Origin of the sequence: Afipia felis ATCC 53690, from assembly GCF_000314735.2 — a bacterium.
Lineage (GTDB): Bacteria > Pseudomonadota > Alphaproteobacteria > Rhizobiales > Xanthobacteraceae > Afipia > Afipia felis.
In genome coordinates this window covers 959,402-985,165 of the sequence record NZ_KB375270.1, presented here as the reverse complement: position 1 = coordinate 985,165, position 25,764 = coordinate 959,402, and the positions used below count along the sequence as shown (strand labels likewise).

The window sequence follows — 25,764 nt, the reverse complement described above, 5'->3', positions numbered from 1 at the left end:
GTTTTCGCGAATCATTGAAACCTACGCGCGCGGCCCCTATCTCCGGTCATCCCATGACGCCTCCTGTCACCATACTGCCTGTCGAGACACCGCATGCCTTTCTCGGCGTGACGCGCTCGGCCACGGGCAAACTGTGGCGCGATCGGCTTGATGCACGGGGTGCGGCACAGGCGCTGGCTATCGTGCAGCGCTATCAATTGCCGGAAATGTTGGCGCGCATCATAGCGGGCCGCGGCATCGACATCGATGCCGTCGAGGATTTTCTCGACCCGACCATCCGCAAACTGCTGCCCGATCCATCGACCGTGACGCAGATGGAAGCGGCCGCCAAACGCATCGCGGACGCGGCAGTGCGCGGCGAGAAAATTGCGATCTTCGGCGATTACGACGTGGACGGTGCGACCTCGGCGGCGTTGTTGGCATGGCATCTGCGCCATTGCGGGCTCGATCCGCTGATCCACATTCCAGACCGCATCTTCGAAGGCTACGGCCCGAACGTCGAGGCGATCCGCTCGCTGTCGGCGCGTGGCGCAAAGCTGCTGGTGACGGTCGATTGTGGCACAACGAGCATCGAGCCGCTCGCGGAAGCGCGCAAGCTCGGCATGGATGTGGTGGTGATTGACCATCATCAATGCGGTGACGAGTTGCCCGTGGTCAACGCCATCGTCAATCCCAACCGGCCGGATGATCTGTCGGGACTTGGTCATCTCGCGGCTGTCGGTCTTGTGTTCGTCACGCTGGTTGCGGTGAACCGTGAATTGCGGGTGCGTAATTTCTGGACGCCGGAGCGGCCGGAGCCCAACCTGCTCGACATGCTGCATCATGTGGCGCTCGGCACGGTCGCCGACGTGGCGCCGCTGCTGGGACTCAATCGCGCCTTCGTCGCCAAGGGCCTGATTGCGATGCGGCGTCGCGACCATATCGGTCATACTGCCTTAATGGATGTCGCGCGCCTCAATGGTCCGCCCGAAGCGTGGCATCTCGGCTTCATGCTCGGACCACGCATCAATGCGGGCGGCCGCATCGGGCAGGCCGATCTCGGCGTCAAGCTGTTGCTCGAAGGCGATGTCTCCGAAGCGGCGCGGATCGCAGCCGAACTGGATCGTCTCAATGTTGAACGGCGGTTGATCGAACAGGCCGCCGAACAACAGGCCGAAGCCGAGGCGCTGGCCTCGCTCGGTTTGGAAGACAAGGGAGCGGTGATCGTCACGGCGTCCGAGGGCTGGCACCCGGGCGTGGTCGGTCTCGTCGCATCGCGCTTGAAGGAGAAGTTCTCGCGACCGGCGTTTGCAGTCGCGCTCGAGCCCGGTGGGATCGGCACCGGCTCGGGCCGCTCCATCGCTGGCGTCGATCTCGGGAAAGCGGTGCGCGGCGCTGTCGCGGAAGGTTTGCTCATGAAAGGCGGCGGCCACGCCATGGCGGCAGGCGTGACCCTGAAGAAAGATCGGCTCGCAGAGTTTCGCGCCTATCTCGAACAAACGCTGGCGCAGGATGTCGCCAAGGCGCGGCATGTCGATGAACTGTTCATCGACGGTGCGGTGAGTGCGCGCGCCGTCACCACCGATTTTGTCGGGACGCTCAATCGCGCCGGACCGTTCGGCACGGGCAATCCCGAGCCGATGATCGCGCTGCCTTCGCATCAACTGGTTTATGCCGACGAGGTCGGCGGCGCGCATATGCGAGTACGGCTAAAGTCCGGTGACGGCGCGATGGTCAACGGCATCGCATTCCGGTCGGTCGGCCAGAAACTTGGCAATGCGCTCGCTGATAATCGCGGGCAGATGGTGCATGTTGCCGGATCACTGAGTATCGATCGCTGGCAGGGCGCGGAGCGGGTGCAATTGCGGATTTCCGACGTCGCCGTGCCGCAGCGTGAGCCGGTTTCGATCCGCTGATCCGCATCACATGGCGCGTAATCGCGCCAGAACCTGAAGACCGGCGTAACCGTCGGCGAGCAATCCCGTCTTGCTCTGGAAATTCTTTACCGCCTTCATGGTGTCGTTGCCGACGCGCCCATCTGTGCCGCCGGTGTTGAACCCGGCCCTGGTCAGGCGTGTCTGCACTTCCTGAATTTCCGCGAGCGTCAGCGCGCGCTCCGAGCCGGGGAAGGGATGTTTGAACGGTCCATCGCCGAGGATGCGATCGCCAAGATGAACGATGGCGAGCGCGTAGTTCATCGAGGGATTGTAGCTTCGCACGGAGAAGAAATTCGGTCCCAACAGGAACGAGGGACCGCCGGCGACCGGGGTCCACAGCCGTGCCATGTCGTGCGGGCGCGGGAAAGCCTTGCCATCCGCGCGTGAGACACCGGCTGCCGCCCATTGCGCGTAGCTTCGGTTCTCCTTTCCGGACCCGCCATTGCTGCCGGTGACTTCGTAACCCCAATGCTCGTTGCGGTGATACTTGCCGCGGTTGACGAGATAACGCGCCGTCGAACCCAATGCGTCGTCGGGCTTGCCGAACGGAGAGACACGCCCGTCGCCGTCATAGTCAAAGCCTACATTGAGCCAGACTTCCGGCATCCATTGGGTATGGCCCATCGCGCCTGCCCATGAGCCGCGCATTTCCTCCGGCGTGCTCCAGCCGCGCTCGACAATGCGCAGCGCGTTGATGAGTTCGGTTTCCCAATAGGCCTTGCGGCGCGGCGCACGCCACGCCAGAGCGGCGAGCGAGGGAAACACTGGCTTCATGTGGTTCTTCTGGACCAGCGGATCGCCGAACGCGCTCTCGACGCCCCACAGCGCAAGCAGCGTGCCGCGCTCGACGCCGAAATCGCGCTCGATGCGCGTGAACAGGGCGCCGTGCTGGCGCAACGCGTCCTTGCCGGCGCGGATGCGCCAGTCGGAGACACGGCGGTTGATGTATTGCCAGAGCTCTTCCTTGAACTCGGGCTGGTTTCCCATCTGCGCGAACACGCTCATGTCGGGCTCGATCCGGCCCATCACGCGCGAATAGGTTGAGTTTGAAACGCCTTTGGCAAGCGCCTTGGCCCGGAACGAGTCCCGCCAGGCATCGAAACCCGCCGGAGCGGCGGCAGAAGCCGATGTGGACGCGAGTACTAGCGTTCCCACGCCGAACAGCAAGCTGCGGCGCGTTAATGCAAGGGGCAACAGGGAATCGTCATCAGCCATGGGTGCAGTCTAGCTGAGCGCCGCCAAAGCCAAAACCGTGTTGGGACGAGACGATGTGGCGCGGGAACCTTGGTTCCTCGGTTCGGGGGACTCGGTTTCATCATTGTGCGGCGTTGTCGACGGCAACACTATTCTGGAGCGCCGGCGCAAGAGTGAATGCAGCATGATGAATCTGTGGCGAATAGTATCGCAGCTTGTCGCTGAGAGGCGCAAAGCGCTCATCGAGCGTCGCGAGCGCCGGGTACAGAGCGATTGCTGATGGACCTGCGGCGATCAGCGCGAGCTGGCCATGCGCGTAGGTCGGCACTGGTGCGAGGAACGGTTTGGCCGCGCCGAAATGCGTAGCGAGCTGTCGACAGATTCTGTCAAGTTCGATGGGTCTGAAAAATGGCGTGCCGCTTTGCAGAACCAAGAGCCCGCCCGCGCGCAGCAAAGCGCGGCAGCTGGCGTAAAACGCATCCGAAAACAGCGCCTCGCCGGGCCCCACCGGATCGGTAGAATCGATAATCACCACATCGAACTGACGATCGGCATTGGCGACGTATTCAAGCCCGTCTTCCAGCCGTACCGACACGCGCGAATCTTCGAACGAGCCGGCCGACACCGTGGGAAAATAGCGCTTCGAAAGCTCGATGACCTGCGGATCGATTTCGACCAACACGGCGCGATCGACCGGGTGCTTGAGGATCTCCTTCAGTACCCCGCCGTCGCCTCCGCCGACGATCAGCACGTCCTTGACCATGCCGTGCGCGGTCAGCGGCACGTGAGCCATCATCTCGTGATAGACGTGATTGTCGAGATCGGTCAATTGCACGACGCCATCGAGCGCCATGACGTTGCCGAATGTCTCGTTCCTGAAAATCAGCACGTCCTGATAGGCAGTGCGGCCTTGATACAAGGTCTTTTCGACAGTGAGAGCCTGCGCGTGCCCCTGATCCATGGTCTCATGAAAAACGGTCATGGCATCAGTCCTCGCTTGTGCTCGGCCAGAACCAGTTTTCCCGGTGTGAATGCGAGACGCAGCACGTCGATAGCCTTATGGGGACTGGCTTTGCCGCACATGAAAATATCGAGGGCGGCATAGGAATGCTCAGGCCAGGTGTGAATCGAGATGTGGCTTTCCGCGAGGATCGCAACGCCGGTGATGCCTCCTGTCGGGGTAAAACTATGGAGATCGATGCTCAGGAGCGTGGCGCCCGCAGCTTCGGTTGCTTGACGCAGTGCGCTTTCGACGATCTCCAGGCTGTCGAGGTTCGATGCCTGCCACAGATCGAGAATGAGGTGGGTACCTGCAAAGCGCAGACCCTCGCGCTCGACGAAGCCGTCGTAGTCCGCATTGTCGTTGAATGCGACGCTCGTCTTTACGGCAGCGCTTGCTTCGCTCTTGCCTGCGTCGGGTTCGTGCTCCACGCGAGACTCGTGCGCGTGCGTCCATCCGTTGCGGGGATGGGCTTGGGGGCCATGAGCGAGGCCGTTCCGGCGCGCGTCCGAGTTGCGCAGGGCGATTTTCTTCATTCAGTTCTCCCAGTTTGACAGAAACAGAGCCGGTTCAAGCCGGCGCAATAAGCGATAAGGCGATCCGCCGCGCGTAGCGCGGCGTCGCCGACGAAGAAGCTTGAGGAATTGGGCGCGCGACGGCACGCGCCCTTCGCAAAGGGCGCGTCTTTCAACGCAGGGATTTCAGCTTGGGGTCGTTGCTCGCCCCGGTGGTTGCGAGCAGCTTGCCGTGTCAGGCAGCGGTTGGGCCGGGGTCGTCGCCGCCACTGAAATCCTCGCTCCCGCGTATCGGCGGTCTTTCCGGCGCAGCCGGAGCTGGCGTCTGATGTGTTTGCGAGGCGCGCGGAACGAACCGATGGACGTTGTCCTTTTGGACCTTCCCGGTCGAGGTGGCGTTTGCGGTCAAAGAATCTTTGCCGGGATGAACTGACATGGCTCGTACCTCCTTGAGGGGTGAACGGACCTCAACTGTCCATGCGTGGCGCGCGGAGTTAGGTGATGCAATGCATCCTCCGCGCAGGATGGCAATGCAGCGCTGGCGCTGCATTTGCTTTTCAACCCTAGCCTGTGAAGGCAGGGCTCATCGGCCCTATCGGGTAGGTTTTCGGGGAAGCGGACATAGCGATGCGGCGTTGCCCCATGCGCATCGGTTCGCAATCCCCCGCGAACATCTGCGTGGGCCAAAGCTATGCAGTTTATCTGGAATGTCAAACAACGCTTTGCCGCAGCGAACAAGCGTGCAGTGGGAACAAAACGTAGGCTCGTCGGTCGTTATATTAGACGCCAGGGGCAGCGCGACTGTCACCGGAGCCTGTCATGAGCAGCGAGATTTCCCACATCGATTTCGCAGATGCATCGTCGCCGACGCGGCGTGACTTTCTCTACGTCGTCACCGCGACTTTTGGTCTCGTAGGAGGGTTTGCTACTCTCGTGCCGATGTTGTCCCAGATGAATCCGGACGCATCGACGCTCGCCGCCGGAGGCCCCGTCGACCTCGATCTCAGCAAGATGGAGCCCGGCCAGCAAGTCGTGGTGCGTTGGCAGGACCACCCGGTTTTCGTCACACGGCGGCCGCCAAAATTATTGCAGGGTCTTCAGGACCCAAAGCTGATTGCGCAACTTGCCGATCCGCAGTCCGAGGAAGCTCAGCAGCCGCCTTATGCTCAAAACTGGCACCGTTCGGCCAATCCCGAATATGGTGTCGTCGTTGGCATCTGCACGCATCTGGGATGCATTCCGCTGTTCTATCCCGATGCCAATCCATCCGAGCCGGTGCAAGGCTGGTTGGGAGGCTATTTCTGCCCGTGCCATGGATCGAAATACGATCTGGCGGGCCGTGTCTTCAGGGGCGTACCTGCGCCCTATAATCTGCCGGTCCCGCCTTATCGCTTCGTTAATGACACCACGCTCCGGGTTGGCGAGAATCCGTCCGGTGTCCATTTCGATTTCGGCAGTATCCTGCAAATCTGAGGCGTCATGGGAGGCCACACGCTCCGCACAGGTCGTGCGGAGCGGATCGAGTCGAAGTCGAGTTTAGTCCTTCGCGCGTTCGACGTAGGAGCCGTCTTCCGTCATCACCACGATGCGGGTGCCGATGCCGATGTGCGGCGGTACGGCGGAACGCACGCCGTTCGACAGCACGGCGGGCTTATAGGACGACGACGCGGTCTGTCCCTTGGTGACAGGCTCGGTCTCGACGACCTCGAGCGTGATGCGCTGGGGCAGGGTGATCGCCACCGCGACGCCTTCATGGATCGCGAGCTTTACGGTGAGGTTCTCGGAGAGATACGGCGCGGAGGAGCCGACGACATCCTTCGGCACCATGAGTTGCTCGAAGCTCTCGTTGTTCATGAAATGGAAGCCGTCATCGTCCGCGTAGAGGAAGTTGTAATCGTGGTCCTCAACATGGGCGCGCTCGACCTGATCGGTGGTCTTGTAGCGCTCGGAGATCTTTACCCCGTCGCTGATCCGGCGCATTTCGATCTGGCTGACCGGCGTGCCCTTGCCGGGATGGATGTTCTCGGCGCTCAGGACCACATATAGCTTGCCGTCCTGTTCGATGATATTGCCTTTGCGGATCGAGCTTGCGATGACTCTCACGGATCAATTTCCTAATCTGAGGGGCCGACTGCGGGCCCGCGAAGGGGCACAAACGGCGTTTGGGGCGGTTTCGGGCCGCAACATACTGATTTGTCCCGCTGACGCCAGCCCCAAGGATAGCCCCGAGAGCCGATTTTGCTGATGCCGGTTCCCCCTCAAACCTCGCCCTGGTGGGACAAGGACCGCCACAGGGACCGTCAGCCGTTCCTGCGCCAGCGCGCGGGAATCACCCGGGCCGTCCGGGGCTGGTTCGCGGCACAGGGCTTTGTCGAGGTCGAGACCGGGATTTTACAGGTCTCTCCCGGCAATGAGACCCATTTACATGCCCTGCGGGCCGATCTGCCGGGCGGGAACGGAGATGTGGCGTGCTATCTGCGCACCTCACCGGAATTCGCCTGCAAGAAGCTATTGGCGGCGGGGGAGGCGAAGATCGTCGAGTTCGCGAAAGTGTTTCGCGGCCGCGAGGACAGCTCTCTGCATTTGACCGAATTCACCATGCTGGAATGGTACAGGGCGAACGCGCCTTATGAGGCCGTCATGGGGGATTGCATCGCCGTCATTGCGCAGGCGGCCGAGGCGGCGGGCACAAAGCGGTTTTCATTCCGTGGGAAGACGCTCGATCCGCTCAAACCGCCCCAGCGGCTGACGGTTGCGGAGGCGTTCGAGCGTTTCGCCGGCATCGATCTTCTGGCGACGATCGAAGGCGCGCACGGCAATCGCGATGCGTTGGCGGCACAGGCGTCCGGTAAAACCCAGATCAGCGCGGATGACGACTGGTCGGACATCTTCAGCAAGATCTTGACCGAGCATGTCGAGCCGCGACTCGGCGAGGGCGCGCTGACGATTTTGCACGAGTATCCTTCGCCGGAAGCAGCACTGGCGCGCTCCAAGGTTGGCGACCCGCGCGTTGCGGAGCGGTTCGAGATTTACGGCTGCGGGGTCGAACTTGCCAACGGCTTCGGTGAATTGACCGATGCAGCCGAGCAACGCCGCCGGTTCATGTCCGCCATGGACGAGAAGGAAAGGCGTTATGGCGAGCGCTATCCGCTCGACGAGGACTTTCTCACCGCGCTCACGCAGATGCCGCCTGCCTCCGGCGTGGCGCTTGGTTTCGACCGGCTGGTGATGCTGGCGAGCGGCGCGACGCGACTCGAACAGGTCGTATGGGCTCCGTCATGAAACCCGCCAACACGCTGCGGCGGCCATCCGAACTCGCCGACCACGATCTGATCTCGCGCGAAGCTGTGCCCGCGTTGGAAGCTGTGGCGGCGCGCTACGCCATTGCCATCACCCCCGCCGTTGCGGAGTTGATCGACCCCAGCGATCCCAATGACCCTATTGCGAAGCAGTACGTGCCGAGCACGCAGGAATTGCAAACGCAGCCCGTCGAGCGTGCCGATCCGATCGGTGACGACGCCCGCTCGCCGGTCGAGGGGGTCGTGCATCGCTATCCCGACCGCGTGTTGCTCAAGCTCGTGCACGTCTGCGCGGTCTATTGCCGATTCTGTTTCCGCCGCGAGATGGTCGGGCCGGGCAAGGAAACGTCGCTTTCGGAAAAGGCCTATGCGACGGCCATCGATTACATCCGCGCGCACCCGGAAATCTGGGAAGTCATTCTCACCGGCGGCGACCCCTTGATGTTATCGGCACGGCGGCTGAAGGAAATTGTGGATGACCTTGCCGCCATTCCGCATGTCAGGATCATACGCTTCCACACCCGCGTGCCGGTTGCCGATCCGGCGCGGGTGACGGACGAGGTCGCGGAAGCGCTGCGTCACCACGATGTCACGATATGGGTGGCGTTGCATGCCAATCATCCGCGCGAACTGACGCCTGCTGCGCGGGAAGCCTGTGCACGACTGATCGATCGCGGCATCCCGATGGTCAGCCAGTCGGTGTTGTTGCGCGGCGTCAACGACGATGCGCAGACCTTGACGGCCTTGATGCGTGCCTTCGTCGAATGCCGGATCAAACCCTATTACCTGCATCACGGTGACCTCGCACCCGGCACGGCGCATCTGCGGACCACTCTGGAGGAGGGCGAGGCACTGATGCGTCGATTGCGCGGGCACGTCTCGGGCTTGTGTCAGCCTGACTACGTGCTCGACATCCCGGGCGGCTACGGCAAGATTCCTGTGGGGCCGACCTATCTGTCCTCCGAGCGTGACGGACCTATGCAACGAAGGCGACTCGTGGATTACTGTGGTGAAGTCCACGTCTATCCGCCGGAATAGCGTTTCGATCTTTTATGATTGCACTGCACCCACGCGCCCAACGAGAGCTTTCGTGATCGCCGATACGACAAACCGCAGCAAAACCCACGTCGGCCGGCTGGAAATTACGATCGTTGCGGTTGTTGCTGTCGTACTTTGCGTTGGAGTCGGCTTAAAAGAAGGGCAGGACGCAAACTGGGACCTTCTCAATTACCACTATTATAGCGGTTATGCGCTGCTGCACGGTCGCTTTGCGATCGACGTTGCAGCGAGTCAAATTCAAACCTGGCTCAACCCGCTCCCCTCGGTCCTCGTCTATTTATTGATCTCGTCGGCTTCGCCCCAAATCGCCTCCGGGATTTTGGCGGCGCTTTCGGCTGTTTCCGTCGTTCTCGTTTTTGTCATCGCTCGATTGGCTCTGTCTTCCGAGCAAAGCACGAAAAGCGCTTGGGCGATGGCGGCTATTGCAGCTATCGGGGCTTTCATGTCCCCGATGTTTCTGTCCGAACTTGGGGCCACGCTGGCGGACGGGATCATTGCCGCGTTTATTTTAGCTGCACTGGCAACGCTGTTTTTCGGTCGTTTTGGAACGCTCGCCTATTTCATATCGGGCTTGCTGATCGGTGTTGCGCTGGCATTGAAGCTGACCAATGGCTGCTTCCTGATTGCATGGTTCTTCGCAACGCTGTTCGTCGAGCGTTGGCGCTCGATGCGAGCCATGTTTGCGACAGGTCTTGGCGCCTGTTTGTCCTACCTCCCGTTAGGAGGCGTGTGGAATTTTTATATTTTCCGCATGTATGACAATCCGGTTTTTCCGTTTTTCAATCACCTCTTCAAATCGCCGTTCTATGGTCTGCAACCGATTTCCGATGACCGGTTCAAACCGCATGGATTCGCCGATGCGCTGAGCTATTTCTGGAAATGGCCGTTAGGGCTGCACCCCACGACCGAAGTGCCGTTTGCCGATCTGCGCTTTACCCTGATCCTGTTTCTGTTGCCCGTGGTCGCGATGTTGCTTTGGGATCGCCGCGCTTCGGGGGAAAGTATACGACCGCAGACTTTCGATCGACGACCTCGCGCCTTCCTGCTGGTCTTCTGCCTTGTCGGCTTTGTGGTCTGGCTTAGGGCGTTCAGTATCCAGCGTTATGCTGTCGTGCTGGAGATGCTGGCGCCGCTGCTTTTGATTATGCTGCTGTCATTTGTCGTTCGGAATCGCCGCGTATTGCTTGCCTGTTCAGCGATGGCGGTGCTGGCGATCTCGCTAACGACGTCTCGTGCGAATTGGAGGCGGGTGCCCTTCACGCACGACTGGTTTGATGTCAGCGTTGCCGACGAACTCAAAGGCGGAAATACTTTTTTTGTGATGCTGTCGGGAGATCCGATGGCCTATGTCATCCCGTATCTTCCTGCATCCGATGTTTTTGTCAGGATTGAAGGAAATATGCCGATTACCACGACAACGGGGATTGGTCGCGCCATCGCTGCGAAGCTGATGCAGCATAAAGGGGACATCCGCACTCTGACGCCTTTGAACTACGACACAAAGGGGTCTGTTTTGCATTTGCAAAAATTTGGCCTACGGATTGAATCAGACGATTGCCTGAAGATTCCGACCAAGATGGGCGTGTTGATTACTTGCCGTCTTGTCGAGGATAAGGTCTCCTCGCTCATAAGTAACCGCTCTGGAGCTTGAACGATCGTGGAGTGCGCAGTGGACATCGCTATTCAGTCGTCGCATTGCGCGTCGTACCGTGTCGCAGTCATCATTCCCTGTTATAATGAAGAACTGACGATAGCCTCCACTGTTGCAGGTTTCCGGGAAGCATTGCCCGCCGCTGCATTCTATGTCTGCGATAACAACTCGACTGATCGGACGGCCCAATGCGCCAGCGAAAGCGGTGCCGTCGTGATCGTGGAAACCAGGCAGGGGAAAGGGCATGCGATGCGGCGGTTGTTCGCCGATGTCGATGCCGACGTCTACATCCTGGTGGACGGCGATGCGACGTATGATCCGGGCGCCGCGCCGGCCATGGTCGAGCGGATGATCACTGATAACCTGGATTTCTTTAACGGAGCGCGCGTTACCGAATTGCAGGGAGCCTACCGATCGGGCCACAGGTTTGGCAATCGCATGCTGACTTCTCTGGTACGGTGTTTTTTTGGCCGCCAGTTTTCCGACATGCTGTCAGGCTACAAGGTCTTTTCTCGAAGGTTTGTGAAATCCTTTCCTGCGATGTCGCGGGGTTTCGAAATCGAAACCGAACTTACGGTTCACGCACTCAGCCTTCGGATGCCGTGTGCGGAGATGCCGACCGCTTATCAGGAGCGGCCAGTAGGCTCTTTCAGCAAGCTGCGGACTTATCGGGACGGCTGGCGTATTCTGCGTCTCATCGCCAATCTCGTACGCAACGAACGGCCGTTGATGTTTTTTGGAATAGCCGGGGCCGTTCTGGAGATCATTGCCTTCGTCTTGAGTATTCCGCTGTTTTACACTTACGTTGAAACAGGATTCGTGCCGCGTTTGCCTACGGCCGTTTTGATCGTGGGATTGGCCCTGATGGGAATGCTGAGCGTCTTTTCAGGTCTCATTCTCGATATGAGCTCGACAGGGCGTCATGAAATGAAGCGCCTTGCCTATCTGGCCATTCCTCCCATCCGGTCGTTGATGCCGGCTAAAAGTGGCGAACGATCCGCCGCGCAATAATAGAAATAGCGATTTCCATCGCATCCTGGATAATGCCTCCGATATGCCGGGCGGCTGAGGCAAGATTCCTGTGGGACCAGCCTATCTGTCGCAGCAACGTGACGGCGAGGGGATGCAACCAAGACGGCTTGTGGACTATTGTGGTGATGTGCACTCTTATCCTCTGGCGTAGCATCGCTGGGTACGGATCATACAAAAGAGGAGTCGTCATGCGGACATCGGTGAAAGCAATCGGATCGATATCGGTGCTTGCGATGACCGTGGCTTTGACGGTGGCACCGGCTGCGTTTGCGCAAAGCGGACGTGCCGGAGCAGGGGGCGGCCTCAACGCCCCCGCCAATCCCACCGTTCCGCCTTCGCTGGGCTCAGGCTCGCCCATGCAAGCGCCGGTCGGGCATCTGCAACCCCGCCGCGACCTGTCGGCTGGCGAGCAGCCCTATCAGGCGACGCCGGAAGAAAAGGCGCTGGATCGCAAGATCAAGAGCATCTGCCGCGGCTGCTGAGACGGAATCCACCGGTCTGACGATAAGACCGAGATGGGTGCTTGCCGCTGCCGCGAAACGCCATTATACGTTCCCAGCCTTGAGCCGGAGCGCTGTTCCGGCCTTGGGAAAGCCGCAGGCATCGACCTCCTAACCTGTTGATCCTGTACGAATTTCCTCGCGAACACCTGCCGCTTGCGCGCCTGGCGCGAAAGCAGCCGGATTCGCTCCCTTCGTCTATCGGTTAGGACGCCACCCTTTCACGGTGGAGAGAGCGGTTCGATTCCGCTAGGGAGCGCCACTCAGTACTCATCTGCGAACCCGGTACGGTCCCATTTCGGCCGGCCAGGACCGCCCTTTCAAGCACGTCTTTGCTGCCTTTGATCCGGATTTGGGCATCGTCGACCTCGACCACGTCGATGAGGGACTGCAGATAGGCCTTGCGGAATGGAATCGATCCGGAGGTGATGTTCTCCCGCATGGTGCGACCGAACTGCTCAAGCAATGCGGGGTCGATCCGGATGGCTTGCGACGAATGCGATTTGGCGCGCTCGAGCGCCGCCTTGGCGCGGTCCCGATCGGCCTTCAGGGTGTTCAGGCGATCCTTGAGGACGTCGTCCATTTCGGTCATGCCGTCCTCGACCAGCCGATAGAGCCGCTTGAGCTTGTCGTCGGCGTCGGCGACCTCGCGCTGCAAAGCGATGACACGGGCATTGACAGCGTCTGCCTTTTCCGAGCGCCGTGATGCCAGCGAGGACAAGATCACGGCCAGACGCTCCGGCTGAAACAGTCGTTCGGTCATGTGGGTGGTGACGAGATTGTCGAGCTTGTCCATAGGTATCGACCGGCCTTTGCAGACCGTCTTGCCCTTTCGGGCGCAGGTCGAGCACGTATAGTAACGATGGACGGCACCGGTTTTCGAAGTGCCGGTCCGCAGCGTCATTCCTCCATTGCAGGTTGCGCATACGGCGAGACCGGTGAGCAGGATCGGTCCGGTTGTCGCGCGCGGCGCGGCGACCTTGGGGCTGCGGGCATGAAGCTGGCGTTGGACCTGCTCAAACAGATGAGGTTCGATGATCGCGGGAACCGCTGACGTGACGACCTCTTCCTCAGGCTTCCATTTGCCGGTGCGGGACGACATCCGGTTGAATTTCCACTCACCCTTATAGGTCGTGTTGGTGAGGATCTTGTAGATGGTGCCAACGCCAAACGTTTTGCTCTTGCGCGTGCGATAGCCGCGGCTGTTGAGCCATTTCACGACTTCTTTGACGCCAAGCGCGCCCGACGTGCCGTCGCCACGGAGATAGAGCTTGAAAATGAGCTGGATAGTTTCGGCATCGACGGGGTCGATGGCCAGGGTCTTCTTGATCTTGGTGCCGCGCTTCTCGACCTCGACGAGGACATAGCCAAGAGGGACGGGCGAACCGTTCCAGAAACCCTGCTGAGCGTTGAGTTTCATATTGCGCAGTACGTGTTTTGCGTTCTCTTTGGATTGATATTCATCGAACAGCGCAATGACCTTCCGCATCATCGCCTGCGCCGGGTCATCCTCGTCGCCGAGGGGCTGCGTAATCGAAACCAGCTTGACGCCCTGTTTGGCGAGCTTGCGGAGATAAAACTCCTGGCCGAACGCGTCGCGAAAGAACCGGCTATAGCTATGCACGGCGATGACATCGAACGCATTGTCGCCATCGCAGGCCCGTTCGATCATTTGCTGGAATACCGGTCGTTTGTCGTCGGTCCCGGTCGTGGCCTCGACGAATTCCGCGACCGCCTCATTGCCCTGGGTTTTGCACCAAGACAAAATTTGCGTGCGTTGATCCGGGATCGACAGGTCGTGCTGCCGCTGTCGATCCGTTGAGACGCGCAGGTACAGAGCGACGCGGGTCCTGTTGGCCCCAGGGATAGGTTTTGCTTGGCGCTTACGGTTGCTCATACGCTTTCCAGTTTCAAAGAATTGGGACGAGTCTTGCAGTTCGGGACGCCACCGCAAAGCCTTATTTTCCAGGCGGTTAATCGATTTTCGCTGTCGCTTGAGGATTCTTCCTGAGCGTTGCTGCGCGCGCCTCCGCCCCGAATAGGCTTCACCGTTTCAGCATAGGGTTACGGGGCGTTCTCGACGTGGCGAACTTTGCGAATCCTAAGCAGGAGCCGAGCCAGTCGTGCGCAGAGGCTACGCCCAGTGGCGGCGTTGCGACCGAAAAACACAAACTCCGGATTGGCGGCGGCCAATTCTAAGGCCTCTCGGACGCGGCTAGTCGTAGTCGCCCTATCTACCAGTTCGGCAATGGCTGGATCAGTGATAACGAGTCTCGCGGCGTTCAGCGAATTTGGTGTTGCCGGTCGCTGCTGGATAAGGTCGACTATTTCGTGAAGCTCGGGACGAGCGGCGAGGCCGACAATCAGCGGGCGGAGTCGTTCGTTTGCCAGCAGCACTTCGAGAGCCTGGTGCGACACCTCGTCTTTGATCGCGATTGCAGCGCGCCGCATGGTGGCGCGCGAACGGTCGTTGTTAGGAACGTCGAGGTTAATTTGGCGTGTGCCGTTGGCGTGCTGCTTTTTTCGCTGCTTTTCCTTCCGCAGTGCTTCTTTCGACCGTTTCGTTCGGATGTAGGCTACGACGCGATCCATGCCGCCGATCTGCATCTCCTCGTCCGTCAGTGGGCCTACGACGTTATTCTTCTCTTGGGCAGCGTTAGTGCTGCTACCAGATCCTTCGCTGGCGTCACGCTCGTCGGGTTCTTCGTTTGCGCGGTCAGGCGGGCACATGGCGTGACTAGTCGCGATCTAGGGCAGGGACCCCAGTGGAGATAGAAGCGTCGGAGGCGGCGTCCAGAAGAAACTGGTCGATGAGGTTGCCGAGGTAGGCTTCGATGACATCCAACTCCGGCCCGGTAACTGGAATCACCTCGGGCAGATCGTCGAGCACGCTCGGCTCATCGATTGTGCCGCCCGCGATCGGGCCGCACTCGGGCTGAGCCGGGTCGGTCGCGCAAGGCTTGCCTCGCAGCTGGTGGGCGCTTTCTGCCCTAGCCACGGCCAAGCTCCGTTGAGCTGGCTCGCTGCGCCGTGACGATGGTAAAGCGGATCTCACAGACCAGCCTCCGCCTCAGCTTGGAGGCCGCGTGCGCGTCGGCTGGTGGCCGCTCGTCCGTCTCGAAGGTGCTCCTTGCTCTCCAAGGCGGAGCGATCTGATACAAAGTCAAGCGTCGACGTTTTTGTACGCCAACGTGACATCTGCCGCACCAGATGCTCGCGCCGTTCTTCGACCGTGATGTCCTCTGCAGACCGATCGAAACCGGTTTCCGCGCGGATGGCAAAATTCAGGGCGCGCGAATCGACGCAAAGGGTCGATTGCTGCTTCGCTCGGCTGAGGGCTACATAGATGTCTCTACGGTCGAAAGCGGCGTCGGTGACGATGGTCGCGGAATGGCTGGTAAGCCCCTGGGACGACCAGATGGTGCTGGCGTAGTCGGTCGCGAGTCGGATCCGCCCGCGGTCATCCACGACTTCGCGCGACGAAAAAAGCAATTCGTGTCCATCGACGTCTGCCGCGATCAGCGCGTGGCCGTCCTCCTCCGCGACGATGTCGCTGATTTTTCCGATCGTGCCGTTGATCACACGATGATCGGAGATGTCGCAACGGATGCCGAAACGGATTCGGTCACCTTTGGCCAGCGACAGGCGGTAGGCCCGTCCGGAGGGGGTTACGGCATCAATTCTAACGTCTTCTCCGGTTAAGAGGCCTTCGGCGCGCAGGCGACGGCGAACTTCCGAATCGAGCGCGAGGCGCATGGCGTTGGATTTGCAGATTAACAGGTGCGATTTTTCAGGGGTGGCGGCGCGCCGTGCGAAGAGATTGTCGACCGCTGTTTTGACGGTCGCAGCCTGACCGTCTGCCTCGATGATGCAGTCGCGGTCGGCCATCGTTTCCAACGCGGTGACGACATCACCCCTCGCCAGCTGTTCGACTACCAGGCGCAGTTGCGGGTCGCTCTGGCGAACTACTTTCGAGATTTCCGCAGCCTCAACGGTGCGGGCGACAAGCTCGATGCCTGACCCAGCCGACACAGCTAATGTTTGAGCGCGGTCGCCCAAAAATAAAGCGCAAGCTCCCGAGCGTTCGACCTCAGTCAGCAGGTTGTGCATGGCGCGAACGCCAATCTGCGAACTTTCGTCCACCAGGAGGAGCGTGCGTCCATCGCAGAAGTGGCCACCGGCTTTGTCTAACGCCAGCCAGGAATCGAGAGCCCTGGCCTCAACATGCGAACGTGGGTCAGGACCGGACAGTTCATCTTCAAGCATGCGCGCCGTGCGCCAACTTACCCCCGTTGCGATAATTCGGAAATTTTTCTCAAGTGCGCGGCATAGTGGCTGCAGGGTTGTGGTCTTGCCGGTCCCGGCGCGGCCTTCGATGAAGTCGATCGAACGGCGGTTGGCGACGCCGAGCACGGCCGCCGTCTGCTCGTCTGAAAGATTTGCCGACAAACAGAAATCCACCAGCCGAGCGCGATCGATGGGATGCCATGGTTTTATCGCAAGGCGGCCGGATGCCTCGACCACTTCGCGTTCCAAGTGGATCATTTCCTGCGTGGAGAAGATGCGTTCCCGTTCGGTCCGTCCGATCTCAACAATCGCACCACTCTCGGAGAGTTTCGCTATTTCTTCGTCGACGCGTGAGACTTCCACGCCAGTGCCGATGAGGGCGGACGCCACCTCCCGGATGAGGTCGTGGTGATCGAATGTCGCCTCGAATTCCGTCAGTCGCCGTGGGATATCCGCCATTCGGATAGCAATTGCGGAATCATGGAGAGTGGGTGACGGCATCTCCAGTTCACGACGATATTCGGTATATCGCTCGACATTGACGCCAAGCGTTTCCGCTTCGCGACGCCAGCGAGCGAATGTATCTTCCGAGGTGGCGACCTTGGCGCGTCGGGTTTTAACGGCGGCCCTTGCGGCGAGCTCAGGCGATTCCGCCGTGGTCAAACCTGCTTCGGAGAGCTCGTTTTCGATTTCCTTACGGCGTGCACTCCAGAAGTGTCGTAAGCGCTCGTCGGCATCCCGTTCGTGCGATGGTGGCACGATCTCGAAGGTGCCGTTGGGCCCGATGTCACCGATGCAGTAACCAAGCTTTTGCAATTCAGTCGCGCAGGCCAAGTGCTGAATTGCTCCCCATGACTTGGCGCCGTGATAGAGCGGCTGGCCGTCCAACGAGCGAGTTAGGTAGCGCAACGGAATCTTGCCCGTATCGCCCTGAGCGTGTGGCGCGCGATTTCGCTCCGATAGAGTCAATTCGTGGGGCTGGATCGCCACCAAGTTTGGCAAAATTAAATGTGCATGCAACTGAGGCTGTATCGCCACCGCGCCGTCGGCTTGCAGAACCGGGCGCGTGTCAGGTTGAATGAAGCACGCGATGTTCGGCTGCACCGGCGTGAAGACCTTGCCGTTATGGCCAAGCCGCGTGAAGGAGTTGCGGCAAACGTGATCCGACACCGCGTTCAGCGATTTGCAAAAGGCCTGCTCGATTGCCGCACGGTCTTGCGGGGACGCCAATGCCCACGCGGCTGAAACCGATTTGGAGACGCCGACCGAGAGTTCGTAGGCGCTGATGCGCTTCCTCAGCCCCGTATTTTGCAGCAGCAGCGACTGACCGCTCTCGTCGCGGCCCTCGAACAGCCGCTCGAAGTGAGTGGGATTGAGAGCAGCGCCTGCTTGTACGCCAAACCGCGCGTCGCCCGTCAGCCAGAAGGCGCTGAGGTTGGAATCCGCGAGAAAATACCGCGCGGACTCCAGCTCCTGGGTAAAGTACGTCGCGGAGAAGACCTTGTTCGGGCGCGTGACCATGAAAACCTCGATAATGAGGCCTTCCAATTACGTCCGAACTGGCTTGCAAATTTCAGGAACGAAGATTTTCGCGAGAATCCCCCTGCGAACGTCCCCGTTCAGCCGCTTCCAGGCTTGCCGACAGGAAGATTGCGTCGGCGCGGCCAGATTGTCAGCGGCCATTCGGCTTCGACGGGATCCTCCATGCCTGCGATAATCGCCCTTATCCGGTCGCCATGCACTCCGAGATCGTAGGCAAGGCGTTCTCCGCGAATGCTCGGAACTTCCTTATTGGTTTCGTTGCGCGTGACCGCGGTCGTCGTAACGCCTTTAACTGTTGTGGCGGATTTTGTTTCAGTCGTCTCGATGACGGTTCGCTTGCCGATATGAGCTATCGAAAAATCGTCGGTGTCCGCATCCAGAACCTGCTGACAGATGATTTTCGTTCGGAAGCGTTTAAGAATGGTCTTCGCTTCCTCGTTACCGTAGTGAATCGCGAGCTGCTCGGGTTCTTGGACAGACGCGAACACGCCGATGCCTTTGTTCCTGCCGGTGTCCAGCAGGGTGCTGAAATTTTTCAATTTGCCGAGCGTCGCCAATTCCTCAAGAGCGAGGAGAACGCGCCGATCTTGTGAGTTCGAGAAGGAGGCGTCATTGACGTGCCCCGCGATGGTGTCGACGACGGCACCAATCCAGGCGGCCGACATTTGCGGATATTTTCCCGCGCGCTGTAGCACGACCACTGCGGGATACGCCGGATTGGAGCCCTCCAGCCATTCAATGAAGGAGAATTGTCTTTCGCCTGGAACGTCCCGCCAGTTTTCGGCAAGTGGCCGCAGGTAGCGCAAAACCGCTGCTCGAAACGTGAGCAAGAACGATACCGTCGTCTTCGACAGTGCGCCGGTGACAGGATCTATTTCGATCAGCGAGGCCGCGACCGGGTAAATCCTTTCGTACAATGGTTTCAGCGTAATCGGGTCTTCCAACAAATTGTCGTAGAACTCCGCTATTCCCCAGGACGTGTTGTGCTCGTGCTGGCATTTGATTTGCGCGGCAGCGAGAAAGATCGAAGCGCCGGCGCCCCACATGTCGCCGGTTTTCGGCGCCATCGCATCTGCCACTGACTCGGCATCAGAAGCAGTCAAAACATCACGGCCGATCGCCCAGGCCCAACCGCCCGGGCGTGCGCCATGCAGGGCCGCGAATTGATTGTCTTCAAGCGGCAATCCGTCCAGCAACTCGCCTGTCGTGTCGTGGACCAACAAGCGAATTCGGCGCTGAGGTTTGGTCTTGATTGCATCGAGGACACGATCCAGAATATAAAGGAGGATGCGGGTTTTGCCGCTGCCGATCGCACCCAAGATCAATGTGCCACGGATTTCGCGCAGTTTCGCCAACGAAACACCGGGCGCGATCTCAAGTCCCGCTGGCTGTTTGCCGGATTCGTTTCCCGTGATAGCACGCAGATGACCGAGACCTTCTTTACCCCGCAATAGGCGCATACCGTCAACATGCTCTCTGGTATCGACGACCGGCGCATTCGAGATCATCATAGCGTACGATATCGATGCAGCAGCGATAACTGCTGTCAGCGCTACAGCCAGCACTCGCCCCAAAGCCATCATCACAAAATTATCTGAGGTCCATTGAGCTGTGGCGACTAAAGATGCAACAAGGGTCGTGCTCATCGTGGCAACAATGTCGTCAGACCTCGACATCGCGCTGAAGGCGGTTCGGAAGTAATCCTGCCACCCCTGCGCCAACCATGTTGCAGTCATGAACTGAGTGTGATCGTCCACCCAGATCACAAGAGGAGCGAGTTCCATCGTGACTATGCAGGCTATCGTTCCGATCAGAATGCTCACGGCGATCGTGATACGTGTTGCTTCAAGGGGCGAACGCCGCTCATATTTTGCCAGCTTCATCGAACGCGCTCCGTTTGCAGTGCAAATCGCGCGCGCCAGACGATCAGGTCGGACTGGGCAGGAATGACTTGCGATGGAATATGGTGGTTCAGCTTCCGCAAATAGCTCTCGGGAAGCGCGAGATCGTAGGCTGCCTCGGCCCAGTCCAGCCCTTTGACAACGCGATAGACGCAGCCGTCGGTCCATCTCGTCAGGCTCGGACAACGCGGCCATTCTGCGGTTGAGGCAGCGCGGTTCAGCGGCTTGCCATACGACCACCATTCCAACATTGGCCCTGCGCCGACACCAACGATCAGAACCAGAAGACCTGCCACAATTGCAAGGCTCGCCGCGGTCGCCGACCGTGGAAACCAGGTGCTGAACGAATGATGTTTCCTGCCTGATCGGTTGGAGTGGACCAGCGCCGGCTCTCGTTTCAGCGTGACGGTAGGCGCGATCGAGTGAACGATCTCCCGATATTGCCGGTTGGAGAGATTGTTCAGGAGTGGCCGTGGCAGGCGAGCAAAATCCTCCGCCGAGAGCGTCTTCAACTTCTCGACCACCTTGGCATCGGCGGCATTCGCCTTGGCCGTCGCGCTTTCCACGTCTTTCAAGAATTCATTGAGCTTACGCGTCACGGTCACCGCCTCCCAGAAACGGCAACAGGCCGACGAGTTCGGAGCGCACGCTTTCCGACCAGGCAGCGATGTCTTTGACCAGTCGCTTGGCTTCAAGCAGCGGCCGGCCCGTCCGGGCGATGGCCTCGCGATAGTGCTCGCGGTGCCAGGCAATAATAGTCGATGGCGGCAATCCCAACTTTTCATAAATCCGGCGCGATTTCAGGCGCAGTCTGGGCATGCGGATCGACGGATAGAGCTTAAGCGTCTGCTCCAGAGCTTTGCGCAAATCCGCCGGCAGCTCCTTGGCCTCGGTGACCGGACAACCGTCACGCTCGTTACGGACGATGACGAGTTTCGCCGAAGGCAAGGTGCGGCGCAGCTCTTTGATCTGGCCCAGGACCTGGCGCGCCGATTCTTCACCCGCGATCAGCACCAGAAAGACGACGAGGGGGATGGCTACGGCCACCAGATCTTCCTCCAGGTCTGCCTCGCGAATGAAGCTGTTCCACACACCGGTCAGAGCGCCTCCGACTTCGAGGATCGCAGAGCGCTTGGTGGCGGGCATGGCAACAAGTGCGCGATGAAGCGGTGCAAAGACCGGCACCAGGTCGCGCTCACCGTCGGCATCGGCATTAAGAATCGCGCCATGAAGACTGACAACATTGTCATGCCCTAAGAAGCGCGCAAGCTTACCCTGCTCATCGAGCTCGAAAACGTCGAGCTCGACATCGACCAGCGAGCAGCACATGGCGATTAGGGTGGCGAGGGTCGACTTTCCGACGCCGCCGACGTCACCATCGACCACCATCAAGAGCGGAGCGTGCGAAACAGAAGCGAGAGGAACAGATTTTGCCATACGGGGTTCCTTTGATCCCGACCATGCATGTGTCGGGATTGCTGCGGAGCCGTTTCAATAAGCCGAAGGTGCCTTGAAAATTTCAGGAACGAAGATTTATTCGTGCGGGGCCGTCGTTACAGCGCTTTTGTTACCCACAGCGACCCGCCGTCAGCCGACGCAATCGCAAAGAACTCGTCCCATCCCGCTTGCGACCTCACGCGTAATGCATGCTCTCGCAAGGTCTTTGCCGCTTGAAGTTCTTCGTTAGCACTGGCGCCGTCACCGGCGATTTCGCCCAGCGCCATGAACCGCTTGAGCCTCGCAATCTGCTCCGGCTTGAACATCGCGCCGATGCCGCGCTCCGCTCGCCCGAGCAACATGGCGCAATCGAGCTCGGTCGTGTAGGCACGCACGTTCAGGAAAACCCATGCCGGATTGAAGTTCATGCCATTCGCGGCACGCATCAACTGGACAAGTGAGGGGCTGTGTTGCTCGTCATGTGCGAGCGTCTGGTGCTGCGCCGGGCCCTTCTCACGCAGCAGTCCGGCCATCATGGCGTGTTGCTCTTCGTCTGTGGCATTCGTGAATTCGGCGCTTTCTTTCAGTTCGCGCAGCATGTCCGACATTTCATGTTGAGCGGCGAGGAAGGCAAGCGTTTTGCTATAGACAGAGCCCGCGGTGCGAACGAGATCCATCTGCTCGTTTTCGATGGCGACAAGATCTACTTTTCCAAGTCTGGCCCCTGGCAACGTTGCAACACTCGTATAGGCCGATTTCATCGTTCGGTGCGACGTCTTGCCAGGATACCATTTCTTGATGAGTTCCTGGCCCTCGCGAAAGGTGTTGATCGCCCTAAACCCGGCCAGATGCGGTTCGAAGCACGTAAAAATCTCACTACGACGCGTCTCAGTGCTAAGTTTGCGATGCTCCCGCAGGTCGACGCATGCCCGTATCCTCTCCGTCGCCAACGTCATGGTTACCCGCAGGCCATCGCGGGCGCGCTCCTCTAAGTCCCCAGCGGTCTGGCCGCCGTGGGCGCGCTCCAGGATTCCATGCAGCAAGTCGACAAAGATGAGGACAAATTCGCCTGCGAGAAACTGTTCCCGACGACGCCCGAGGGCGAGCCCGGCGCCGTTGAGCTCTGCCAGGGTCGTCGGCGCCACGAAGAGGTCGCCGGTAAATCCGTCGGGCAGTTTTTCAAATATCTCTGATGGGAACTCGATATGCTCCGTCGTGTGGCACCCAGTGTTAACAACAACGAAGGGGCGAGGGTGGAAGTTAAGCTCCCTGATCGCTGCTTGCAGGGTAACCGGTCTGATGGTTGGAAAATTGTTCATGAAGGGCCTCGCATTTCATCCACGCATGGTGGCCTAAGCTCCCCGTTGAAATTTCAGGAACGAAGAATTCTGTAAAAGCCTGGAAGGCGATTGATCTATCGACACGCGTTTAGGTCGGCCAAGGTGGGGGCGGCGACCTCAATCAAATGTGGCTCCATCAGAAATTTCGCGGCGGCAACGCCCTCCGCACTTTTCTGCTGCAGGAAAGCCGGGCTGCGCCCAAGGCCGATCAATATCTCTGCGTGGTGATCGATGGTGGCAAGGTTCTGTGCGATCTGGTGGTTTGCAGGAGCTCCGATCCGGTTCAAAATCCAGTTCGCGCCGCTCAGGGCCACGATTTCCTCTGCGTGATAGGCGAGTTCGTTTGTCGGCTGTGGGGTTTGCGGATGGCGTCCGAGCAGGTTGACCGTTGCGTGAATCGCTTCATGCGCGACGGTGTCGATAAGCGTTATCGCATCCGTGTGCTTGAATAGGTTAAGCCAGATCAGCGGTCGTCGCTTGGGAAGAACAAGCGTCAGCCCGAATCTCGGAAGAGCTCGGGCAGCGTCGACTGGCAAGAGCGCGTCAGCGCCGATGACAATACTCAGGTCGTCAAGCTGCACCAGCAGTTCCTGGAAACCGGCATTATCGATACTGGAAAGCTGGAGGCGCGCACGCCTGACATCCAGATGTCGAAGGATGTCATCGTATCGTCTCTGAAGCTCTCGTTGATCGAGGGAGTTCTGAAAGCCAAAGCCCGCGACATTTATTAGCCGTGTAAACATGAGCTGCTCCTTCTATATCGGTCGCCGTTCGGCTATCTCGGCTTCAATTGAGTCTTGCGCGGATCAATGATGGTGAAAGTTCGAGCCTCAATCGGTGATCCAGATATTCCATCGTGCGGTCCATGATGGCTGGTTCAGCGTCCTCGAACCCGGAAAGGGCGCTCATATCAAAATTCAGCCAATCGCCGGCGCCAATGACAGAAATCGTGTAACGAACCCGTGCGATCGACACCGCAGTTGTAGCGATGACACCCTTCGATTTGCTGCCGGCCTGCGAGACGTCTTTCATTTGACGGCGTAGAGCGGCGGAAAAAAGCGGCGCAAATATTTGTTCGAAGCGCGGATGGTCGATGCCGTGGCCGCAGGCAATGGTATTTATAGTGTCGCCAGCGCGAAGGAGTGCGCTGCGGCTGATTGGAAAGTATCGAATGTCCGCGTGTCCGGTCGGACCGCAGGCTTCATCCCGCTCAACCTTCGTGCTGAATGCTTCAGTCTGATAGTAGTCGATGGCCAACGCCAATGAAGTCTCTGGCGTACCGGGTACCAGTTCGGTGGCGGCTTTGAGTCTCTCAAAGCCCGGGCTCGATGCGTCGAAACGAGGTTGGGCGTAAAATGCAGTAGGCAATGTCATGACAGCCTTCCGAAGCTCAGCAAAGTTTGAGATCTACAGTTTGAGCAGCACGCGGATCTGATGCGTTGCCGGCTAGACCATCTCCACCACGGCCGGCGTGGTGTCGGCGTCCATGTTGTCGCGCACCTGGAAGATGGCGAGCGCCACTGCCACGATGCGGTGGCGCTGTGCTGACGAGATCGTAATGCGATAGAGTTCGCTTTGGCGTGGGTACACACCGATGCGCTCTAGGCCAGTCAAGAACCAGTTCTCGAAGCCGCGCGTCAGGGTGATGCGCGTGCGCAGCATCTTGTAGCTGTAGGCGTTCGTCGATGGGCCTTCCGCGTGCCAGACTACCTCGGACCCCGAGCGATCGCGGGCGGGCAGGCCGCTCGCGACGAGCGACTCTTCCGCCCTACGTGCAAGGGCGAAGATGTCGCTGGGGAGCGCCGTGTGCTTGCGCGCCCCGCCGTTAGCGTGATCCAGCGCATTCTGGATTTTCTTCACGCTCTTATCGGCGACCTTGATCTTCATTTGTATACTCCTTTACTGTATAAACTTATCGTACGCAGAAGCTGATGGGCGAATACCAGAAGAAAATGAATTCGTTCCGACTTCATATACGGAAAGTACATAATTCATATACGGAAAGTACACAATTCGTCAACTAGTTTGGATCGGTTCCAGAAAATCTAGGTAAATCAATGGTTAGTACGCCAGATGCCTTTTCAATTCTCAGTTCCATTAAGCAGAGCGCCGTCACTTGGGTCGACGTTACTCATGCCCTCACCGCGCTCGAAGCCGCGGGCATCATGGATGAGCACGGTCGCCCCTGGGCCAGGGTCGTCGCCGCGGAAACAGGTCATGGCCTCAATCAACTCCGGAAAATGCAGCGAACGATTAAAGCCATCGAGCAGTTGGCCCTCGATTATCCATTTGATTTGGACAAGCTGCTCCGATCGTTGCCGTTCAGCCAGATCGAGATACTGGCGCGCATTTCCAAGGTCGATCGGGATAAGGGGGTGGAATTGATCCGGCAGTGTCTGACGGCAAACCGAATACCCACCTATCGTGAACTAGAAGAACGCTTCCACGAGATCCGGGATAGCGCGCCCCAGACTTCTTCGATCGCTGCTGGTCAGCGCGCGGCGCGACAGTTCGAAAGTTTTTGCCTTGAACTGCTCACTCAAACGAATGCAGCGATACTTCCGGAATTTTCCGGAGCCGAGAAGGTGAAGGTGGTCAGGTGGTCGGGAGGTCTTCGCTATGCGAGTCCCGATCTCGTCATCGCGTTTCGAGATTCGAATAATGAACTCGTCGTCGATGCGGTGGATTGTTATTCCATTTACGGAGATGTCGCACAAGACGAGACGGCCAAACGTATGACCCGCGTCGCGACCGAGTCCACGTTCTTTCGAAATTTTTGGATCCTGATGCCGCCTTGGTCGCCGATATGGCTCGTTCGCACGATGTGCGAAGATCTGGAGCTCCAGAATATTGGAATCGTAGAGGTTGATCCTGAAACGAAAAAGGTTGGCGAGAAACCGGAGTTGGCTCCAAGGGGCCCGCCTATTCCGAACCGTCAAAGCAAAGCTGAACGTGACTTGAAAAGATTGCTCCGTCACGTCTGATGCTCGCGCAGTATCGGAAGCTGCATCGTCTAGCAGGCTCCAACTGAGGTGTTGGCGATACGGCCTTCGCGCGGCGGGCGAAACAAACCTTCATTGAGCCGCTCGCC

General features: G+C 59.2%; 23 protein-coding genes, 1 tRNA gene and 1 pseudogene. 10 read left to right on the top strand and 15 right to left on the bottom strand.

The features are described from left to right. The first annotated feature begins 53 nt into the window (after nucleotides 1-53). A complete protein-coding gene (recJ, locus tag HMPREF9697_RS04750; RefSeq protein ID WP_002716024.1) occupies nucleotides 54-1,895 on the top strand; it encodes a single-stranded-DNA-specific exonuclease RecJ in 1,842 nt (613 codons plus the stop codon). 6 nt (nucleotides 1,896-1,901) lie between these two features. On the opposite strand, the gene HMPREF9697_RS04745 is transcribed toward recJ, so the two are convergent. The 3 genes from HMPREF9697_RS04745 to speD all read right to left on the bottom strand — a co-directional run bounded on the left by HMPREF9697_RS04745 (nucleotide 1,902) and on the right by speD (nucleotide 4,646). After that, nucleotides 1,902-3,131 carry a lytic murein transglycosylase gene (locus HMPREF9697_RS04745; protein WP_002716023.1) on the bottom strand — a complete coding sequence of 410 codons (1,230 nt, stop codon included), beginning with the start codon at nucleotides 3,129-3,131 and terminating at the stop codon, nucleotides 1,902-1,904. A gap of 100 nt (nucleotides 3,132-3,231) precedes the next feature. Next, on the bottom strand, nucleotides 3,232-4,092 hold the full coding sequence (gene speE, locus HMPREF9697_RS04740) for a polyamine aminopropyltransferase (RefSeq protein ID WP_002716022.1): 861 nt from the start codon (nucleotides 4,090-4,092) through the stop codon (nucleotides 3,232-3,234). Beyond that, on the bottom strand, nucleotides 4,089-4,646 hold the full coding sequence (gene speD / locus HMPREF9697_RS04735; protein WP_002716021.1) for an adenosylmethionine decarboxylase: 558 nt from the start codon (nucleotides 4,644-4,646) through the stop codon (nucleotides 4,089-4,091). The genes speE and speD overlap by 4 nt, the downstream gene beginning before the upstream one ends. A 798-nt stretch (nucleotides 4,647-5,444) precedes the next feature. Between speD and petA the strand changes: the two genes are divergently transcribed. Beyond that, nucleotides 5,445-6,098, top strand: a complete 654-nt coding sequence (gene petA, locus HMPREF9697_RS04730; protein WP_002716019.1) for a ubiquinol-cytochrome c reductase iron-sulfur subunit — start codon at nucleotides 5,445-5,447, stop codon at nucleotides 6,096-6,098. 63 nt (nucleotides 6,099-6,161) lie between these two features. On the opposite strand, the gene efp is transcribed toward petA, so the two are convergent. Next, the gene (gene efp / locus HMPREF9697_RS04725) at nucleotides 6,162-6,728 is read right to left on the bottom strand and encodes an elongation factor P (RefSeq protein WP_002716018.1); all 567 of its coding nucleotides are present in this window, start codon (nucleotides 6,726-6,728) and stop codon (nucleotides 6,162-6,164) included. Between the two features lie 141 nt (nucleotides 6,729-6,869). Between efp and epmA the strand changes: the two genes are divergently transcribed. The 7 genes from epmA to HMPREF9697_RS21430 all read left to right on the top strand — a co-directional run bounded on the left by epmA (nucleotide 6,870) and on the right by HMPREF9697_RS21430 (nucleotide 12,872). Further along, the gene (gene epmA / locus HMPREF9697_RS04720; RefSeq protein WP_002716017.1) at nucleotides 6,870-7,907 is read left to right on the top strand and encodes an EF-P lysine aminoacylase EpmA; all 1,038 of its coding nucleotides are present in this window, start codon (nucleotides 6,870-6,872) and stop codon (nucleotides 7,905-7,907) included. Further along, entirely contained in the window at nucleotides 7,904-8,962 is a 1,059-nt protein-coding gene (locus tag HMPREF9697_RS04715) for a lysine-2,3-aminomutase-like protein (protein WP_002716016.1), read from the top strand. Before epmA ends, HMPREF9697_RS04715 begins: the two co-directional genes overlap by 4 nt. Nucleotides 8,963-9,014: 52 nt before the next feature. Then, nucleotides 9,015-10,634 (top strand): glycosyltransferase 87 family protein, encoded by a 1,620-nt coding sequence (locus tag HMPREF9697_RS04710; RefSeq protein ID WP_002716015.1) that lies wholly within the window; start codon nucleotides 9,015-9,017, stop codon nucleotides 10,632-10,634. An 18-nt stretch (nucleotides 10,635-10,652) separates the two neighbouring features. Then, nucleotides 10,653-11,645: a glycosyltransferase family 2 protein gene (locus tag HMPREF9697_RS04705; protein WP_002716014.1), complete on the top strand. Its 993-nt coding sequence runs from the start codon at nucleotides 10,653-10,655 to the stop codon at nucleotides 11,643-11,645. 209 nt (nucleotides 11,646-11,854) lie between these two features. Beyond that, on the top strand, nucleotides 11,855-12,148 hold the full coding sequence (locus HMPREF9697_RS04700; protein WP_002716013.1) for a hypothetical protein: 294 nt from the start codon (nucleotides 11,855-11,857) through the stop codon (nucleotides 12,146-12,148). 205 nt (nucleotides 12,149-12,353) lie between these two features. Next, nucleotides 12,354-12,428, top strand: a tRNA-Glu gene (locus tag HMPREF9697_RS04695). 90 nt (nucleotides 12,429-12,518) lie between these two features. Continuing rightward, nucleotides 12,519-12,872: a hypothetical protein gene (locus tag HMPREF9697_RS21430; protein WP_244469169.1), complete on the top strand. Its 354-nt coding sequence runs from the start codon at nucleotides 12,519-12,521 to the stop codon at nucleotides 12,870-12,872. Between the two features lie 69 nt (nucleotides 12,873-12,941). Here HMPREF9697_RS21430 and HMPREF9697_RS21425 read toward each other — a convergent pair. The 11 genes and pseudogenes from HMPREF9697_RS21425 to HMPREF9697_RS04630 form a co-directional block, all read right to left on the bottom strand. Continuing rightward, nucleotides 12,942-14,063, bottom strand: a pseudogene (locus HMPREF9697_RS21425) (recombinase family protein); the annotation flags it as partial. A 167-nt stretch (nucleotides 14,064-14,230) separates the two neighbouring features. Next, nucleotides 14,231-14,773, bottom strand: coding sequence for a hypothetical protein (locus HMPREF9697_RS04675; protein WP_244469168.1), 543 nt, complete (start codon nucleotides 14,771-14,773; stop codon nucleotides 14,231-14,233). Between the two features lie 130 nt (nucleotides 14,774-14,903). Beyond that, nucleotides 14,904-15,056, bottom strand: coding sequence for a hypothetical protein (locus tag HMPREF9697_RS21420; RefSeq protein ID WP_244597873.1), 153 nt, complete (start codon nucleotides 15,054-15,056; stop codon nucleotides 14,904-14,906). A 161-nt stretch (nucleotides 15,057-15,217) separates the two neighbouring features. Next, entirely contained in the window at nucleotides 15,218-18,001 is a 2,784-nt protein-coding gene (mobF, locus tag HMPREF9697_RS04665; protein WP_115622219.1) for a MobF family relaxase, read from the bottom strand. A gap of 71 nt (nucleotides 18,002-18,072) precedes the next feature. After that, nucleotides 18,073-19,878 (bottom strand): type IV secretion system DNA-binding domain-containing protein, encoded by a 1,806-nt coding sequence (locus HMPREF9697_RS04660; protein ID WP_002716009.1) that lies wholly within the window; start codon nucleotides 19,876-19,878, stop codon nucleotides 18,073-18,075. Then, nucleotides 19,875-20,495 carry a hypothetical protein gene (locus HMPREF9697_RS04655; RefSeq protein WP_002716008.1) on the bottom strand — a complete coding sequence of 207 codons (621 nt, stop codon included), beginning with the start codon at nucleotides 20,493-20,495 and terminating at the stop codon, nucleotides 19,875-19,877. Before HMPREF9697_RS04655 ends, HMPREF9697_RS04660 begins: the two co-directional genes overlap by 4 nt. Continuing rightward, nucleotides 20,485-21,333 carry a hypothetical protein gene (locus HMPREF9697_RS04650; protein ID WP_002716007.1) on the bottom strand — a complete coding sequence of 283 codons (849 nt, stop codon included), beginning with the start codon at nucleotides 21,331-21,333 and terminating at the stop codon, nucleotides 20,485-20,487. The genes HMPREF9697_RS04655 and HMPREF9697_RS04650 overlap by 11 nt, the downstream gene beginning before the upstream one ends. A 116-nt stretch (nucleotides 21,334-21,449) precedes the next feature. Further along, a complete protein-coding gene (locus HMPREF9697_RS04645) occupies nucleotides 21,450-22,652 on the bottom strand; it encodes a hypothetical protein (protein WP_002716006.1) in 1,203 nt (400 codons plus the stop codon). A gap of 95 nt (nucleotides 22,653-22,747) precedes the next feature. Continuing rightward, entirely contained in the window at nucleotides 22,748-23,416 is a 669-nt protein-coding gene (locus HMPREF9697_RS04640) for a hypothetical protein (RefSeq protein WP_002716005.1), read from the bottom strand. A gap of 43 nt (nucleotides 23,417-23,459) precedes the next feature. Further along, the gene (locus HMPREF9697_RS04635) at nucleotides 23,460-24,047 is read right to left on the bottom strand and encodes a hypothetical protein (RefSeq protein ID WP_002716004.1); all 588 of its coding nucleotides are present in this window, start codon (nucleotides 24,045-24,047) and stop codon (nucleotides 23,460-23,462) included. Nucleotides 24,048-24,119: 72 nt separating this feature from the next. Next, nucleotides 24,120-24,560: a hypothetical protein gene (locus HMPREF9697_RS04630; RefSeq protein WP_002716003.1), complete on the bottom strand. Its 441-nt coding sequence runs from the start codon at nucleotides 24,558-24,560 to the stop codon at nucleotides 24,120-24,122. A gap of 170 nt (nucleotides 24,561-24,730) precedes the next feature. Here HMPREF9697_RS04630 and HMPREF9697_RS04625 point away from each other — a divergent pair, with 170 nt between their 5' ends. After that, nucleotides 24,731-25,657 (top strand): hypothetical protein, encoded by a 927-nt coding sequence (locus HMPREF9697_RS04625; protein WP_002716002.1) that lies wholly within the window; start codon nucleotides 24,731-24,733, stop codon nucleotides 25,655-25,657. Nucleotides 25,658-25,764: the final 107 nt, after the last annotated feature.

Coding starts and splice junctions, on each gene's coding strand:
- recJ (WP_002716024.1), top strand. CDS start 54: ATGACGCCTCCTGTCACCATACTGCCTGTCGAGACACCGCATGCCTTT.
- HMPREF9697_RS04745 (WP_002716023.1), bottom strand. CDS start 3,131: ATGGCTGATGACGATTCCCTGTTGCCCCTTGCATTAACGCGCCGCAGC.
- speE (WP_002716022.1), bottom strand. CDS start 4,092: ATGACCGTTTTTCATGAGACCATGGATCAGGGGCACGCGCAGGCTCTC.
- speD (WP_002716021.1), bottom strand. CDS start 4,646: ATGAAGAAAATCGCCCTGCGCAACTCGGACGCGCGCCGGAACGGCCTC.
- petA (WP_002716019.1), top strand. CDS start 5,445: ATGAGCAGCGAGATTTCCCACATCGATTTCGCAGATGCATCGTCGCCG.
- epmA (WP_002716017.1), top strand. CDS start 6,870: ATGCCGGTTCCCCCTCAAACCTCGCCCTGGTGGGACAAGGACCGCCAC.
- HMPREF9697_RS04715 (WP_002716016.1), top strand. CDS start 7,904: ATGAAACCCGCCAACACGCTGCGGCGGCCATCCGAACTCGCCGACCAC.
- HMPREF9697_RS04700 (WP_002716013.1), top strand. CDS start 11,855: ATGCGGACATCGGTGAAAGCAATCGGATCGATATCGGTGCTTGCGATG.
- HMPREF9697_RS04675 (WP_244469168.1), bottom strand. CDS start 14,773: ATGCAGATCGGCGGCATGGATCGCGTCGTAGCCTACATCCGAACGAAA.
- HMPREF9697_RS04660 (WP_002716009.1), bottom strand. CDS start 19,878: ATGAAGCTGGCAAAATATGAGCGGCGTTCGCCCCTTGAAGCAACACGT.
- HMPREF9697_RS04650 (WP_002716007.1), bottom strand. CDS start 21,333: ATGGCAAAATCTGTTCCTCTCGCTTCTGTTTCGCACGCTCCGCTCTTG.
- HMPREF9697_RS04645 (WP_002716006.1), bottom strand. CDS start 22,652: ATGAACAATTTTCCAACCATCAGACCGGTTACCCTGCAAGCAGCGATC.
- HMPREF9697_RS04640 (WP_002716005.1), bottom strand. CDS start 23,416: ATGTTTACACGGCTAATAAATGTCGCGGGCTTTGGCTTTCAGAACTCC.
- HMPREF9697_RS04635 (WP_002716004.1), bottom strand. CDS start 24,047: ATGACATTGCCTACTGCATTTTACGCCCAACCTCGTTTCGACGCATCG.
- HMPREF9697_RS04630 (WP_002716003.1), bottom strand. CDS start 24,560: ATGAAGATCAAGGTCGCCGATAAGAGCGTGAAGAAAATCCAGAATGCG.
- HMPREF9697_RS04625 (WP_002716002.1), top strand. CDS start 24,731: ATGGTTAGTACGCCAGATGCCTTTTCAATTCTCAGTTCCATTAAGCAG.